Below are 14,198 nucleotides of genomic sequence, written 5' to 3' on the forward strand. Positions count from 1 at the left end.
GGTTCAACGAGTCCGGCAAAGTTTTCGGAACGGGGTTGGGGATGATGAACGTATGCGTGACGTACCCATCGACGGCGACATGATTAGACTCGGACAGTTCCTCAAGCTCGCGGACCTCATCGACACCGGGGGAGAGGGCAAGGTCCTCATCGCCTCCGGCGACGTGACGGTGAACGGCGAGGTGGACACGCGCCGGGGCCGCCAGCTGCACCCGGGCGACGTCGTCGAGGTTTTCGGGCGTGAGGCGCGCGTGTCCTCCAGTTAGGACGTTCGGCCCATCCGTTGATGCCCGTTTATCCAACGGAACGTGACGAAAGGTTGACATCGTGTCGATCTCAGGCATCTACTGAGGGCCGGTGTAACCGGCGTCACAGGGCGCCGGGCCTCGCTGAGGAGGCCCTATGTTTGGCAGGCACCCGCGCGCTCTGCTCGCCGCGTCCGCCGCTTTCCTGCTCGCCCTGACCGGGTGCGCGGGCTGGGGCGGCGGGCCGGGCGGCGAAGGCCCGAACAGCATCAACGTCCTGATGGTGAACAACCCGCAGATGATCGATCTGCAGCGGCTGACCGCCGACAACTTCACCAAGCAGACCGGCATCAACGTCAACTTCACGGTGCTTCCCGAGAACGACGTCCGCGACAAGATCAGCCAGGAGTTCTCCAGCCAGGCCGGGCAGTACGACGTGGCCTCGCTCAGCAACTTCGAGATCCCCATCTACGCGAAGTCGAAGTGGATCGCCCCGCTCGATGACTACGTGGCCGCGGACACCGCCTTCAACCAGGCGGACATCCTCAAGCCGATGACGACCTCGCTGACCGCCGACGACGGCAAGCTCTACGGCGAGCCCTTCTACGGCGAGTCGTCGTTCCTGATGTTCCGCAAGGACGTGCTCGAGGCCAACAACATCGAGATGCCGGCCAACCCGACCTGGCGGCAGGTGGCCGACATCGCCGCCCGGGTCGACGGCAAGCAGCCCGGCATGCGCGGCATCTGCCTGCGCGGCCAGCCCGGCTGGGGCCAGATCTTCGCCCCGCTCACCACGGTCGTCAACACGTTCGGCGGCACCTGGTTCGAGAAGGACTGGACGGCCAAGGTCGACGCGCCCGAGTTCACCGAGGCCACCAAGTTCTACGTCGACCTGGTCCGGGCTCACGGCGAGAACGGCGCCCCGCAGGCCGGCTTCACCGAGTGCCTGAACAACCTGGTCCAGGGCAACGTCGCCATGTGGTACGACGCGACGAGCGCCGCCGGCTCGCTCGAGGCCGACGACTCACCGGTCAAAGGCAAGATCGGCTATGTGGCGGCGCCGGTCGAGAAGACCAAGTCGTCCGGCTGGCTCTACGCCTGGTCGTGGAGCATCCAGCAGGCCAGCGAGAAGAAGGACAACGCCTGGAAGTTCATCTCCTGGGCCTCCAGCAAGCAGTACGAGGAGCTCGTCGGCCAGCAGGTCGGGTGGTCCAGCGTTCCGGCGGGCAAGCGCGCGTCCACATATGAGAACCAGGACTACCTTAAGGTGGCCTCGGCCTTCGCCGAGCCGACGAAGTCGGCGATCGAGAGCGCCGACCCGCGCAACCCCGGCGTGCAGCCGCGCCCGGCGATCGGCATCCAGTTCATCGACATCCCCGAGTTCACGGATCTGGGCACACAGGTGTCGCAGTACGTGAGCTCGGCCATCGCCGGCCAGATGAGCGTCGACGACGCGCTGAAACGCGGCCAGCGGCTGGCCGAGGACGTCTCCGAGCGCTACCAGTCACGGGAGGGATAGCCATGACTTCCGTCGCCGAGAAGTCCCGCGTCGGCACCGAGGGCCCACCCCCGTCCGGCGCCGCCCGGCGCACGTCGGCCTGGGCCCGCCGCGCCCCGCTGATGCCCGCCCTGATCTTCATGATCGTGGTCACCCAGCTGCCGTTCGTGGCCACCCTGGTCATCTCGTTCATGAACTGGAACGCCTACTACCCCGACGAGGTGGGCTTCGCCGGCTTCGACAATTTCGTGCGCGTCTTCACCGACGTCAACATGCGCGACGCGGTCTGGACGACCATTCTGCTGACCGTCGGAGTCGTCCTCATCAGCCTGGTCCTCGGTCTGGGAATCGCCCTGCTCCTCGACCGCAAGTTCCGGGGCCGGGGCGCCGTCCGCACGATGATGATCGCCCCGTTCCTGGTCGTGCCGGTGGCGGCGGCGCTGATCTGGAAGCACGCGCTCTACAACCCCGAGTACGGCCTGTTCAACGGCGCCCTGACCTGGATCTGGGGCCTGTTCGGCTCGGACAACCCGCCGCAGCCCGACTGGATCAGCAACATGCCGCTGTGGGCGGTCATCTTCTCGCTGGTCTGGCAGTGGACCCCGTTCATGATGCTGATCCTGCTGGCCGGCTTGCAGGGCCGGCCGCTGGACGTGATCGAGGCGGCCCGCATCGACGGCGCCAACAACTGGCAGATCTTCTACAGCATGACGCTGCCCCACCTGCGGCAATATCTGGAGCTGGGCGCGCTGTTGGGCTCGATCTACATCGTCCAGAACTTCGACGCCGTCTTCACCATCACGTCGGGCGGCCTGGGCACGGCCAACCTGCCGTACACCATCTATCAGATCTTCTATCAGGCCCACGACTACGGCCGCGCCTCCGCCGCCGCGGTCATCGTCGTCATCGGCACCATCATCATCGCGACGTTCGCCCTGCGCACGGTGTCGTCGCTCTTCAAGCAGGAGGCGGGCCGATGACAGCTGTTGCTGCACCTGTGGTCAAGAAGAAGGAGCGCGGAGGGGCGTGGCTCTCCCTGCTGGCCTGGGTGGTGGGCCTCCTCTTCGTCCTCCCGGTCGTCTGGATGGTGCTGACCTCGTTCCATTCCGAGGCCAACGCCGCCACCAACCCGCCGTCGGTCTTCGCCCCGCTCACCCTCGAGGGCTACCGCGAGTTCTTCTCCGGCGGCGCCTCCCCGTGGCCGCCGCTCCTGAACTCCCTGACCGCGAGCGTCCTCTCCACGGCGCTGGTGCTCGTGCTGGCCATTCCGGCCGCGTACGCCCTGTCCATCAAGCCGGTCCAGAAGTGGAGCGACGTTCTCTTCTTCTTCCTGTCGACCAAGATGCTGCCGGTCGTGGCCGGCCTGCTGCCGCTGTACCTGTTCGCCCAGAACGCGGGCCTGCTGGACAACATCTGGCTGCTGATCATCTTCTACACCTCGATGAACCTGCCGATCGCGGTGTGGATGATGCGCTCGTTCCTCTCCGAGGTCCCGGTGGAGATGCTGGAGGCGGCCCAGATGGACGGCGCCAACCTCATCAAGACGCTGCGCTCGGTGATCGCCCCCGTGGTCACCCCCGGCATCGCCGCCACGGCCCTGATCTGCTTCATCTTCAGCTGGAACGAGCTCTTGTTCGCCCGCGTCCTCACAGCCACGGTCGCCGAGACGGCCCCGGTCTTCCTGACAGCTTTCGTCACAAGCCAGGGCCTGTTCCTGGCCCAGTTGTGCGCCGCCGCTTTCGTCGTCTCCCTGCCGGTCCTGGTGGCCGGCTTCGCCGCCCAGGACAAGCTCGTCCAGGGCCTCTCCCTGGGCTCGGTGAAGTAAGAGACTTTCCTCTCCGCCCCCTCAATAAAGGTGGCCGGCCCGCTCCGCGGACCGGCCACCCGGCGCTCGGTTCGTCGCTATGTCGTCGCGTTGGAGATTTGACGTAGGACCCAAAGAGACCGGTTCGCCTTGTGCCAGTTCGGCCAGTCGACGTCAGGCCAGCCGGATGCCTCACGGAGTTGCTCGAGGCGTTTCCGAAGGACGCTCAGCTGTTCAAGCGGTACGCGATTGCCGTGCCCCGACGCCCCCACGACAGAGGATGCGAGGCGGACGACATCGGCATCTACGTGGCTGATCCGCTCCGCCTTCCTCAGCAGATAGCCCAAGGTGAAGATCGCAGCCCGGCGCGAATCGCCGTACCAGCAGGCCGGGAAAATCGGGTTGGTGTCGGACGATCGTGGAGTGCGTCGCCCGAGCCGTTTGGCCTCCCTCCGACGGGCGGCATACGCGTCGACTTCCACCAGCCACAGTTCCCGGCTCGCCGTCAACATGCCCAGCGCTCGAAGTAACGCGGCCTCGTCGCGACGGAAGGAACCTGCGCTCTGGCTCAGATAGCTGAACGTCGCAAGATAGCCCAGCGGCCGGTAGAGCTGGACGCAGCCGCCCAAAGCGTTGATCCGTTGTCCGTAGGGCAACGACCCATCCGCCACCTTGCGGGCGTACGTTCCGTAGCTCACCCGGCAAGGGTATGCGCCGGTACAGCCGTCCGGCGGCAGGCCGTCCTCCACGACACGACCATGGCGTTGCGGCTGCTGGTCGACCGCCGCGATCAGCTCGGCCGGGCCCGCATCGAGATCGTGTCCCGGCGGCATCACCTGCCGCTCGGGCAATGTTCAACACCGTCCGCCCTCGCGACGTCGGCACAACCCGAACTGGTCGCTTCCACCGGCAGCACGCTGGAGAAACTTCACGGCATCGGCCCTTCCGGCGACGTCAGCCGCCCGCTACTACCGACGCAAACTCGCCTTGCGCGCCCTCAAACGCAGGCTCCCGACGTCGTCCGAACCCCAAGGCCGACACTTCGGAAAAGTCACCCTTCGAAGGCCACCTTTCTCACCGCCTATTGACACAGAAGGTGCCATGAGAATGTGCGTCTCGCTGGCCGGAAAATGTGTTGCATCGCCCGCCGTGCCGAGGTCGGTCGTATTCTTTCGCGACTGGTGTGATCGTTTTATTGTTCTCGATCTTCGGGGTGCGGGATAATGGTTCATGGCGCAGCTGGGGTTCTTTTCGAGGTCGGACATAGCGGCTTGGCGGGATTGGTCTGGAGTGCCGAGTCATTCACCGGAGATGGTGGAGTTCCGTCGCGGTCACGCGGACCGGCGGCGGTGGGGTCTTGCGCGGCGGCACGCGACGAAGTTGTGCCGGTTACATGGCTGTTCGCGACGGTGCGGGGAGCTGGGCTTGCATGATCCGATGGAGCGGATACCGCCGTTGGTCTGGGATGACGATGTCGAGTGGGTGCGGCGCCCGGGTCCGGCCGGCCCCGTTGACCAGGCGGGAGCCGCTGACGGCCTGGACGGCGTGCCGTTGGCTGCGCCTGTTGAGCGCGCGGCCGAGCCGGCCGTGACCGAAGCGTCAGCACGAGCCGAACTGGTCGCGTCGGCCCAGGCCCGGACGCTAGCGGTAGTGCAGGAGCCGACGGCCGAGGCCCAGGCCATAGTGCGAGCTGAGCCGACCGTTCAGGCTGAGCCGACCGTTCAGGCTGGGCCGGCTGCTGAGGCTGAGCCGACTGCTCAGGCCGAGCCGACCGTTCAGGCTGAGCCGGCTGCTGAGGCTGAGCCGACTGCTCAGGCCGAGCCGACCGCTCAGGCGCAACCGGTAGCGCAGACCGAGGGGGTGGCGCAGACGGCGGAAGCGCAGGCCGAAGTGGCGGCGCAGACGGCGGAAGCGCAGTCCGAGGCGGAAGCGCAGGCCGAAGTGGCGGCGCAGACGGCGGAAGCGCAGTCCGAGGCGGAAGCGCAGGCCGAAGTGGCGGCGCCGGCAGAGATCACCGCGTGGACCGGGTCCGCCGGACTGTGTAAATTTTCGCGCCCCGCCGTGGATCTCGGACGTAGGCGGCGGTCTCGCCATTCGGCATCGAACGTTCCGGCACTATCCGAGCGCGGCATGCGGCGTTATGGGCGGACCGGATCACACAATTCTTCGTCGACACCTGGCTCGCGAGCGAGGCAATTTCACTGCCGACTGAAGCCAGCCTACTCCACTACCGCGAATGGCACCAGTCGAAATCCCGGCGAAGAATCCCTCGACGGGCGAACAGTGAATTCTTAAACGCTCCGCGCCTGCCTGATCGAATGCTTTCTCGCCGGCATGAGCGTGCCGGAGTAGCGTGCGGTCACTCACCGTTATCGCGCGCAGCAGTCCGGTCCGGCGCGGGTGTGCTGTGGCGAACCGCTGAAAGATGATCATCCTGGCGGGCTCGGGTCGGCATGATCTAGGCATGCTGGTCGAGGTACTGCTGGATGCGCCTGTTCACGTGCACTACGGGTTTCTGACCCTGGGTGCGAACGAGGCGGGGCCGGAGGATGCCGCGCGTGGGCAAGTGAACGGGCTGTGCGGGGCGGCGGTTCCAGGGGTGCTTCACCTGCACACCGAGCTGCACACGGGTGAGGTGCACGTCCGGGTCGAGTTGTACGCGGCAGAACCGGCGCTCGGTGATGAATGGCGGGATGTCGTGGAAGTTCTGTACACGACGACGGCCGAGGATCTGGCGCTCGGCGGGTTCGACTCGTCGGTGGGGCCGGTCGATCTGCCGCCGGGCGTCTACCGGGCGCGCTACTGCGCCGCCGACATGCGGGGAGAAGATCGCTATCTGTTGCAGTTCTGGCCGGCGACCGGCGTGGACCGCATCGTGCGGCAAGGCAGCGATTACGCCGCGTACTGGCATCGAGAAGGACCCGAACCCACCCTGACCCGCGATGAGCTGGCCGGGCGGGTGGCGGATCTGCGGCGGCGCCGGGCCGAGCGGGAGGCGGGCGAGGCCGAGGAGGAGCTCGACGAGATCTGGGAGGGGGACGTCCCGGACGATCCGCGCCTGCGCGAGGCCGGCTGGTACGCGGCGTCGCTGTGGCGGCTCGACCCGGCGATCGTCGAGGCGCTGGCCGAGGCCGGCGACCGGGGACGGCGGGCCGTGACCGCGTGGGCGGTCGAGCGGGTCCTCGACGACGCGCAGCTCATGGGGCAGCCGTGGGCCGGGCCCGCGCTCGCCGCCCTGCGGGACGGATCGCCGCTCGCGGAATGGGAGATCAGGGAGACGCTGCCGCCCATGCCGATCGAGGAGCACAACCTCGACGCCGCGCAGAACCTGGCGGCCGAGGTGCTGTTCAACGTCGCCCCGGGCGGTCTCGGCGACGCCTGCGAAGCGGTCATGGAGGCGATCTATCGAAGCTCGGGCCCGGAGGTGGTGCTGGACGGCGTACGGCGAATGCTGGGCTGAAACCCGAGGGTGACCACCTGCCGGTTGTGGAAGTAGCCGTCCTCGCGCAGCGTCGTGATGCTGCCCGGCGGGACGTGCATGTTCACGTAGCCCAGCGACTCGATCGGCATCTTGATCCAGGCCGCCACGACGAAGGTGAACGCGAACCCGTGCGTCACGACGATGTGGTGCTCCGCCGGCTGCCGCAGCAATTCGTCCACCGCCGCGTAGACGCGCGTGGCGAACGCCGTCCTGGTCTCGGCCCCTTCGATCCCCTCGTCGTGGTTCATCCGGTCACCCACCGCGGGCGGCGGCACGAAGTGACGGCGAAGCCATTCTTGCGGTCGTCCTTCGGCCACGCCGTACGACTTCTCCCGCAACCCACGATCGAGCCGCGCCTCGACCCCGAACACCCGCCCGATAGCGTCCGCAGTCTCCCGGGTCCGCCGCAGATCCGAAGAGGACAAAGCGACCTGCACGTCCTCAGGGATGGCCCCGCGCAGCGTCTGAGCGATGACCGACGCGGCCGACAGGCCGTCCGCCGTGAGCCGCGAGTCATGCCACCCACCGACCACCTTCTCCAGGTGATGCGTAGCTTCCGGATGTGTCACGACATAGACGTTCCGCACCAGGTCCTCCCGACCAGAATGATCTCGCCCGAATCCGCAGTGAGCGGATCCCAGCCCTTGGCCCGCGGGTTGCGAGATTCAAAGGCCGGAGTTCCCGGGTGTACGAGGGCTCGCCGCAGATCGCGGAGCGCGCGCCCACGCTTCGTCGTCCAGGAAAACCTGCGCCACATGACCGGACATGACCGCGATGTCAGCCGACTGCGCCGCGTGGAAGCGACAGTCGTGGTCGTTTGCGTTCAGCTTGTCGTACGCCTCAGCGAAGTCCATGAACCCTCTCCGCGAGCCGCCGGGTCTCGTCGTCGAACAGGACGAGCTGGACCGTGTCGACGTCGGCGGTGGAGGACTCGATGGCGGTCAGGGCCTGGGCGACCGCGTCCTCCTTGGGCCAGCGGTAGATGCCGGACGAGATCAGCGGGAACGACACCGAGCGGGCGCCCAGCTCGGCCGCGACGGCCAGCGCGTTGGTGTAGCAGGCGCGCAGCACGGGGGAGCGGTCCTCATCCGTACTGTAAACCGGTCCGACGGTGTGAATGACCCAGCGGGAGGGCAGGCGGCCGGCGGTGGTGGCGACCGCCTGACCCGCCGCGAGGCCGCGGCCGTAGTGGGAGGCGCGCAGGGCCCGGCACTCCTCGAGGATGGCCGGTCCGCCCTTGCGGTGGATCGCGCCGTCGACCCCGCCGCCGCCGAGCAGCGAGGAGTTGGCCGCGTTGACGATGGCGTCGGTGGACGCCGCGGTGATGTCGCCGGTGGCCAGTTCGATGTGCATGGGTGATTTATAGCGATCGAGACCGGAAGATGCCATGCAATTTGCACTGTCAGTGTCACGACTGGTGACGGAATGGTCGCGGAGGGGATTGGCGGCTGTTGCGCGGCCGTGATATGCCCGGTCCGTGGGTCGACACGAGGACGACGGGGCCGTCACGGCGGTCGTGGACCACGACACCGGCATCATCGAGCTGAGCGTGCGCGGGCGCTGGAACCGGCAGGTCTGGCTCGAGTCGTACCGGATGCTGAACAAGTGCCTGGCCGGCCACCCGGCCGGTCTGGTCCTCGACCTGTCCGCCTTCGAGGATCCGCGGGCCGGCAGCACCTCGTTGTGGCTGACCGCCGCCGCCCAGGGCGAGCGCATGGAGCCACCCGTGCCCGTCGTGACCTGCATGGCCGCGCCCAACCTGACCTCGGGCCTGGCCCGGATGCCGCGCTTCGCCTCGATCCGTTCGGCCCGCACCGCCATCACCAGCCATCGGACCATGACTTCCCAGGTACGCCTTCAGCTCCAGCCCCGCCCGTCCTCTTCGGCGAGCGCCCGCCAGCTGGTCACCGCCGCCTGCGAGGAGTGGGGCATGCCGATGCTGCTGCCCCGGGCCCGCCTGGTCGCGACGGAACTGGTCAGCAACGCCGTACGCCATGCCCGTACCGAGATCGACGTCGTCATCTCCCACCGCGGCCAGGTCCGCCGCCCGATCTCCCGCCGCACCACGTACCTGCACCTGGCCGTCTACGACCGCGACCACAACATGCCCGAACCCAACGGCGGCCGGGGCCTGCACATCATCCGCGTGGCGTCGCAGGGCTGGGGCGCCCTGCCCACCCACGAGGGCAAGGTCGTCTGGGCCCTGCTCCGCGAACAGGACTGACCCGGGCGGAGGTGCCTTCAGGCGGGCGAGTTCCGAATACTGCTCAGCGGCCCGGGCAAGCGCGCCGCCGGCCGGCGGAGAGTTCGCCGGGCCGAAGCGGGCCTCACCGGCGCGGCCGTACCGATAGAGGATCTGCCGGCCGTAGGCCCACATTCAGCTTTTGGTGAGGGAGAACTGCAGGCGCCAGCCGGCCTCTTCGAGGGCTGAGGTGTGGTGGGCCAGGACGTCTTCGACGCTGCGGGCGGCCCGGCCCTCGGCGGCCCGGCTCACCTCGACGTCGAGCTCGGCCAGGCCCTGGTCGAGGGAGGCCATGTATGTGGACCACTCGCGCTCGGTGGCCAGGTCGCTCTTGTCGTGGGCGCGCTCGAGGCTGTCGCGCAGCTTGCCCAGCGAGGCCCGGATGGGGTCGCTGAAAGCGGGATGCCGTGCCGCGAAGGTGCGCTCGGCGCCGCTGACCCGTCGGACGACCTTGTCGACCCGCTCCTGCTTCACAGATGTCACCGCGCCACGTTACGACCCGCCGGCGCCGAACCGGAAGATTCCGGATGAACAGAGAGTGCTTTCCCACACACGTAAACGGGGTTGCGCCGGAGAACGTCGTCGTGCATGATCATCCGCCGTGACACTTGTGGATGTCGATGCCGGGACGCCTGTCGTCTTCGGAGGGAAATGGCTGGACCGGCGGCTGCACCGGGTGGCCGTGCGCCTCACCGAGAGCCAATTCAAAAGCTTGGCTGAGGGGCCTCTCGTACGCCGGGGCGCGAGCCCGGCCCGGCTGGCCACGATGGCCGTGTCGGTCGTCCTGCTGGCGGCGGTGCTGGCGCTGGCCGCACTCGGCGTCTGGCTCGTCCTCTACGACTTCTTCAGCGTCAGCACGGTGCTGGGGCTGGTGCTGCTCGCCGTCGCCTTCGTGCTGCGGCCCCGCCTGCCCGGCCTTCCCGGCGACGTGATCGTGCTCGACCCGGCCCGAACGCCGGCCCTGGTCGCCCTGGTCGAGCGGGTGGCGACGGCGGTGGGCGCGCCGGCGCCGAGCATTTTGCTGCTGGGGTACGGCTTCAACGCGTACACCACGATTGTGGGTCTCAAACGGGAACGCGCGCTGTGCCTCGGGCTGCCGCTGTGGGCGACGCTCGAGCCGCAGGAGCGGGTGGCGTTGCTGGGCCACGAGATGGGCCACTTCGTCAACGGCGACGTGCGGCGCGGGCTGCTGACCCAGATGGCCCGGACGACCCTGGCCAAGGTGGCGGCCCTGTTCAGCACGCGCAACGAGTGCGACGACCTGATCGCGATGGTGACCTCCGTGATCATCAACGTGATCAACGCGGTCGTGTCGCGCACCTCGATGGCGCTGCAACTGTTGATCGAGTGGACGAGCTTGCGTGACCGGCAGCGGGCCGAATATCTCGCCGACGAGTTCGGCGCCCGGGCCGGTGGCTCGGCGGCGGCGGCCACCCTGGCCGACTCCATGCTGCTGCACGAGCCGATCGACACGGTGGTGCGCCGGGAGGCCCGCGCGGGCAACGGGCCGGACGCCTGGCTGGCGGCGGCCCGTGTGGCCCGCGCCAACCAGGCGCCTGATCTGCCCGCGAGGCGGCTGCTGTCCCGTCGCGCCGAGGCCTCGCTGTTCGCGTCGCACCCGCCCGCCGGCATGCGGGCCGCCATGGTGGAGCAGCGGCCGCAGCTGCCGGCCGCCGTCGTGCTCACCGAGGCCGAGTCGGCCCGCATCGACGCCGAGCTGGCCCCGCACGTCAAGAGGGTGCGCCTGGCCCTCACGCAGTGACGGCCGGCCCCAGGAACCGCAGGGCGTTCTCCTCGTCGAGGATGCCGCCGCCCTCATGGCCGTTGTACTCCCACACCTTCATCTCCTTGGGGCCGGCGTAGTTGTGGAACGCGCCGTACACAGTGGAGGACGGGCAGATCGCGTCGCGCAGGGCCACCGAGAAGAGTGCCGGCGCGGTCGCCCGGGCCGCGAAGTTGACGCCGTCGAAGTAGGCGAGCGTCTGGAACACCTGCTCCTCCTCACCGCGGTGCACGGCCAGGTAGTTGATGATCTCCCGGTACGGAAAGGCATCGGTGACGCGCACGGCGCGCGGGAAGTCGCAGAGGAACGGTACGAAGGCCACCACCCCGGCCAGGTCCCGGCGGAGACCGGCCACCGCGAGGGACATGCCGCCGCCCTGGCTGCCGCCGACGACGTTGATCCGCTCGTTGTCGACCATCGGCAGGGATCGCGCGGCGTCGACGGCCCGGACCGCGTCGGTGAACAGGCGCCGGTAGTAATAGGTGGCCGGGTCGAGGATGCCGCGGGTCAGCACGCCCGGCACCTGCGGCTGAGACGGCGCCTCGTCCGGCGTCACGCCGAGGCTCCACCCCGAGCCCTGCCCGCGCGTGTCCATCTGAAGGTGGGCGAAGCCGGCCGAGGCCCAGAACAGGTTCTCCAGCTCGTGCCCGCGCCCACCGCCGTACCCGACGTACTGCACGACGGCCGGCAGCGGCCCTTCGATCGCGGCCGGCACGCGCAGCCACGCGTGCACGTCCTGGCCGCCGAAACCACGGAACGTCACGTCGTACGTCGTGATGGTCCTCAGATTCGTCGGCCGCTCGCGCACGCGTACGTCAATCTCGCCCTGCTCGGAGAGAGTCGAATCCCAGAAGGCGCCGAAGTCGGGCGGTGCGGTGACCGAGCTCCGATAGGTGGCCAGTTGCTCGGGAGAGAGGTCAGTGATCACGCTGGGAACGTTACGTCCATGACTCCGGCCACCGGTCCGCGACCTCGGCCGGGCTCCGCCGGCAATTGATCCCGAAACTCAGGGCGCCCAGGCGACGTCGTCGATGCCGAGCCACGGTGCCGTCGCCGCCGCGGCCGGGGTGAGCCCGGTGGACGCGCCCACCTCACGATGCAGATGGAGGTTCAGCGGGCGAGCCAGCTGTTCACGGTGGCGAAGTCGGCCGCGGTCAGGCCGGTTCGTGGGTCGACGCGGTGGAGCAGGGCCGGGGCCGGGTGGGCGGCCTCGGTCCACCAACGGTCGGTTTCGGTGATCTCGTCGTCCAGCCAGATGAACGGGCGGCCGGCGGCCTGGGCGGTGATGTGCGGGGTCTTCCAGTGCAGGCCGCTCACGGGTGGGGAGTGGTCTCGGCGGGGAGGGCCAGGACCGGCAGCGCGGGCAGGCCCAGGCGCGGGGCGATCAGGTCGTTCGCGTCGGACATCCAGGTGGTGGTCCAGATCAGGTCGCAGCCGAGGGCGAGCAGGCGGGGACCGTCGGCCGGGTCGAGGCGGTGCAGCAGCGGATGCGCATGGCCCCGCGCGGAGGTCTCGGGAGGGGCGAAGGGGCGCGGCGGGTGTGCGGGGCCGGGTGGGGAAGTCTCGCGGTGGGTGAAGGGGAGCAGCGGGCCGTCCACGTCGAGGAAGAGAAGCATCAGGGGTCACTCTAGGCGGGGCTGCTCCGTCTCGAAGTCGATCTCTCGCTGGTCGGCGGCGCGGTCGCGGGCGTCGGCGGTGCGGTCGCGGGCGTCGGCGGTGCGGTCGCGGGCGTCGGCGGTGCGGTCGCGGTCGTCGGCGGCGCGGTCGCGGGCGTCGTGGCGGTCGGTGCGGTAGTCCTCGCGTCGTTCGAGGAAGTCCTCGCGTTCGCGGAGCTGGTGTTCGCGCCGGTGGAAGTCCTCGATGCGGGCGTCGAGGTCGACCTGGCGTTGGTCCGGATCGGTGACGGGCTGGGCCGGGCGGACCGCGCGGACGGCCTCCCGGATGTCGTCCGGCAGCAGCTCGTGCGCGCGGAACGTCTCGGCGGCCCGGCGCTCGGCGGCGGCGAAGAGGCGGTCGCGGGCGGCGTGCTCGGCCGCCGAGGGCATGCTCCCGGCCAGCTGGTCGTGGACGTTCGCGCTGGTCTCAGCCGTCGCGGCCATGTCGTCGGCGATCTGTGCGAGGCGCTCGAACTGGGCGTCGCGGCGGGACTGGGAGTCGCTGCTCATGCCTCATCATCTACCCGGAGCGGCATGATCGCTTCGGTAGTCGCGGGGGGACACGCCTGTCACTCGTTTGAACGCGGTGCTCAGGGCGCTCTCGGAGGCGTAGCCAACGTGGTGGGCGATGGCGGCGACCGTGCCGTCGGAGCGGCGCAGCCGGGCCGAGGCGAGCTCGATGCGCCAGCGGGTGAGGTAGTCGAGCGGACCCTGGCCGACGATCTGCTTGAAGCGGGCGGCCAATGTGGAGCGGGAGACGGCGGCGACCGACGCCAGTTCGGCGACCGTCCACGGGTGGGCCGGGCGGGCGTGCATGGCCCGCAGGGCGGGGGCGACCACCGGATCGGACAGGCCGGAGAGCCAGCCGTCCGGCGGGTGGGCCGCCAGGTGCAGGCGCAGCAGGTGAATGAGCATCACCTGGGCCAGGTGGTCGGTGACCAGGCCGGCCGCCGGTGGGTGGTCGCGCAGCTCGGCGTCGATCTGGTCGAGGGCCCAGCGCACGGTCGCGGCGGCGGGGGACGATCCCGGTACGTGAACCACGGCCGGCAGGGCGTCGAGAAGCAGTTCCTCGGCCCGCTCACCGAACCCGAATCGGCCACCGAGAACGAACACGTCGGCATCGGAGGTGGTGGCGCTGGGGGTGGTGGCGCGGGCGGCGGTGCCGGCTCGGGCTATGCCGTCGGTGGCGGCGGCGAAGATGGGGGCGGCTGGGACCGGTGGCACGTCGAGCGAGCTGGCCAGGGTGAAAGCCTGGGGACGGGTCAGCAGGAAGCAGTCGCCCGTGGCCAGGGGATAGGTGACGCCGTCGACGAGCAGGAGGCAGCTTCCCCGGCGTACGGCATTGAACTTGACCGCCGGAGGCGGCTCGAAGGCGACCGCCCAGTCGCCGCCGGCGGCGAAGCCCACCGACAGCCGGCTGGTCGTGCCGACGAGGGCCAGGACGTCCTGCAACGGATCAGCGGATTGGACGCTCACGCAACTATCCTGGAC

17 protein-coding genes are annotated in these 14,198 nt (G+C 69.1%); 7 read left to right on the forward strand and 10 right to left on the reverse strand.

Annotation, left to right across the window (positions count from 1 at the left end; translation table 11 throughout):
• Window positions 1-52: 52 nt before the first annotated feature.
• From CRP55_RS16435 to CRP55_RS16450, 4 genes are all read left to right on the forward strand, one after another.
• On the forward strand, window positions 53-265 hold the full coding sequence (locus CRP55_RS16435) for an RNA-binding S4 domain-containing protein (protein ID WP_097320936.1): 213 nt from the start codon (window positions 53-55) through the stop codon (window positions 263-265).
• A 136-nt stretch (window positions 266-401) separates the two neighbouring features.
• Window positions 402-1,763 (forward strand): ABC transporter substrate-binding protein, encoded by a 1,362-nt coding sequence (locus tag CRP55_RS16440; RefSeq protein ID WP_097320937.1) that lies wholly within the window; start codon window positions 402-404, stop codon window positions 1,761-1,763.
• A gap of 2 nt (window positions 1,764-1,765) precedes the next feature.
• Window positions 1,766-2,722, forward strand: a complete 957-nt coding sequence (locus CRP55_RS16445; protein ID WP_097320938.1) for a carbohydrate ABC transporter permease — start codon at window positions 1,766-1,768, stop codon at window positions 2,720-2,722.
• Window positions 2,719-3,567, forward strand: a complete 849-nt coding sequence (locus tag CRP55_RS16450) for a carbohydrate ABC transporter permease (protein ID WP_097320939.1) — start codon at window positions 2,719-2,721, stop codon at window positions 3,565-3,567. The genes CRP55_RS16445 and CRP55_RS16450 overlap by 4 nt, the downstream gene beginning before the upstream one ends.
• A gap of 77 nt (window positions 3,568-3,644) precedes the next feature.
• On the opposite strand, the gene CRP55_RS16455 is transcribed toward CRP55_RS16450, so the two are convergent.
• Together CRP55_RS16455 and CRP55_RS16460 are read right to left on the reverse strand one after the other, a co-directional pair.
• A complete protein-coding gene (locus CRP55_RS16455; RefSeq protein ID WP_143234666.1) occupies window positions 3,645-4,397 on the reverse strand; it encodes a hypothetical protein in 753 nt (250 codons plus the stop codon).
• A 790-nt stretch (window positions 4,398-5,187) separates the two neighbouring features.
• Entirely contained in the window at window positions 5,188-5,640 is a 453-nt protein-coding gene (locus tag CRP55_RS16460) for a hypothetical protein (protein WP_097320941.1), read from the reverse strand.
• A 370-nt stretch (window positions 5,641-6,010) separates the two neighbouring features.
• Here CRP55_RS16460 and CRP55_RS16465 point away from each other — a divergent pair, with 370 nt between their 5' ends.
• Window positions 6,011-7,006, forward strand: coding sequence for a hypothetical protein (locus CRP55_RS16465; RefSeq protein WP_143234668.1), 996 nt, complete (start codon window positions 6,011-6,013; stop codon window positions 7,004-7,006).
• Here the strand turns inward: CRP55_RS16465 and CRP55_RS16470 are convergent.
• Window positions 6,949-7,614 (reverse strand): histidine phosphatase family protein, encoded by a 666-nt coding sequence (locus CRP55_RS16470; protein ID WP_097320943.1) that lies wholly within the window; start codon window positions 7,612-7,614, stop codon window positions 6,949-6,951. The two genes, CRP55_RS16465 and CRP55_RS16470, sit on opposite strands and share 58 nt — an antisense overlap.
• A gap of 253 nt (window positions 7,615-7,867) precedes the next feature.
• Window positions 7,868-8,380: an O-acetyl-ADP-ribose deacetylase gene (locus CRP55_RS16475; protein WP_097320944.1), complete on the reverse strand. Its 513-nt coding sequence runs from the start codon at window positions 8,378-8,380 to the stop codon at window positions 7,868-7,870.
• Window positions 8,381-8,504: 124 nt separating this feature from the next.
• Here CRP55_RS16475 and CRP55_RS16480 point away from each other — a divergent pair, with 124 nt between their 5' ends.
• Window positions 8,505-9,251, forward strand: a complete 747-nt coding sequence (locus CRP55_RS16480) for an ATP-binding protein (protein ID WP_097320945.1) — start codon at window positions 8,505-8,507, stop codon at window positions 9,249-9,251.
• Between the two features lie 153 nt (window positions 9,252-9,404).
• Here the strand turns inward: CRP55_RS16480 and CRP55_RS16485 are convergent, their stop codons facing one another.
• Window positions 9,405-9,752, reverse strand: coding sequence for a hypothetical protein (locus CRP55_RS16485; protein ID WP_143234670.1), 348 nt, complete (start codon window positions 9,750-9,752; stop codon window positions 9,405-9,407).
• Window positions 9,753-9,870: 118 nt separating this feature from the next.
• Between CRP55_RS16485 and CRP55_RS16490 the strand changes: the two genes are divergently transcribed.
• Complete coding sequence (locus CRP55_RS16490) at window positions 9,871-11,031, forward strand: M48 family metalloprotease (RefSeq protein ID WP_179855214.1); 1,161 nt, start codon at window positions 9,871-9,873, stop codon at window positions 11,029-11,031.
• On the opposite strand, the gene CRP55_RS16495 is transcribed toward CRP55_RS16490, so the two are convergent.
• The 5 genes from CRP55_RS16495 to CRP55_RS16515 form a co-directional block, all read right to left on the reverse strand.
• Complete coding sequence (locus CRP55_RS16495) at window positions 11,021-11,980, reverse strand: acetylxylan esterase (protein ID WP_097320948.1); 960 nt, start codon at window positions 11,978-11,980, stop codon at window positions 11,021-11,023. The two genes, CRP55_RS16490 and CRP55_RS16495, sit on opposite strands and share 11 nt — an antisense overlap.
• Window positions 11,981-12,162: 182 nt before the next feature.
• Complete coding sequence (locus CRP55_RS54595; RefSeq protein WP_245923035.1) at window positions 12,163-12,369, reverse strand: hypothetical protein; 207 nt, start codon at window positions 12,367-12,369, stop codon at window positions 12,163-12,165.
• Window positions 12,366-12,668 (reverse strand): HAD domain-containing protein, encoded by a 303-nt coding sequence (locus CRP55_RS54600; RefSeq protein WP_245923037.1) that lies wholly within the window; start codon window positions 12,666-12,668, stop codon window positions 12,366-12,368. The genes CRP55_RS54595 and CRP55_RS54600 overlap by 4 nt, the downstream gene beginning before the upstream one ends.
• 6 nt (window positions 12,669-12,674) lie before the next feature.
• Window positions 12,675-13,217: a hypothetical protein gene (locus CRP55_RS52140; RefSeq protein WP_097320949.1), complete on the reverse strand. Its 543-nt coding sequence runs from the start codon at window positions 13,215-13,217 to the stop codon at window positions 12,675-12,677.
• 6 nt (window positions 13,218-13,223) lie between these two features.
• Complete coding sequence (locus tag CRP55_RS16515; RefSeq protein WP_097320950.1) at window positions 13,224-14,183, reverse strand: AraC family transcriptional regulator; 960 nt, start codon at window positions 14,181-14,183, stop codon at window positions 13,224-13,226.
• Between the last annotated feature and the right edge of the window lie 15 nt (window positions 14,184-14,198).

This window comes from Paractinoplanes atraurantiacus, assembly GCF_900215205.1.
Lineage (GTDB): Bacteria > Actinomycetota > Actinomycetes > Mycobacteriales > Micromonosporaceae > Actinoplanes > Actinoplanes atraurantiacus.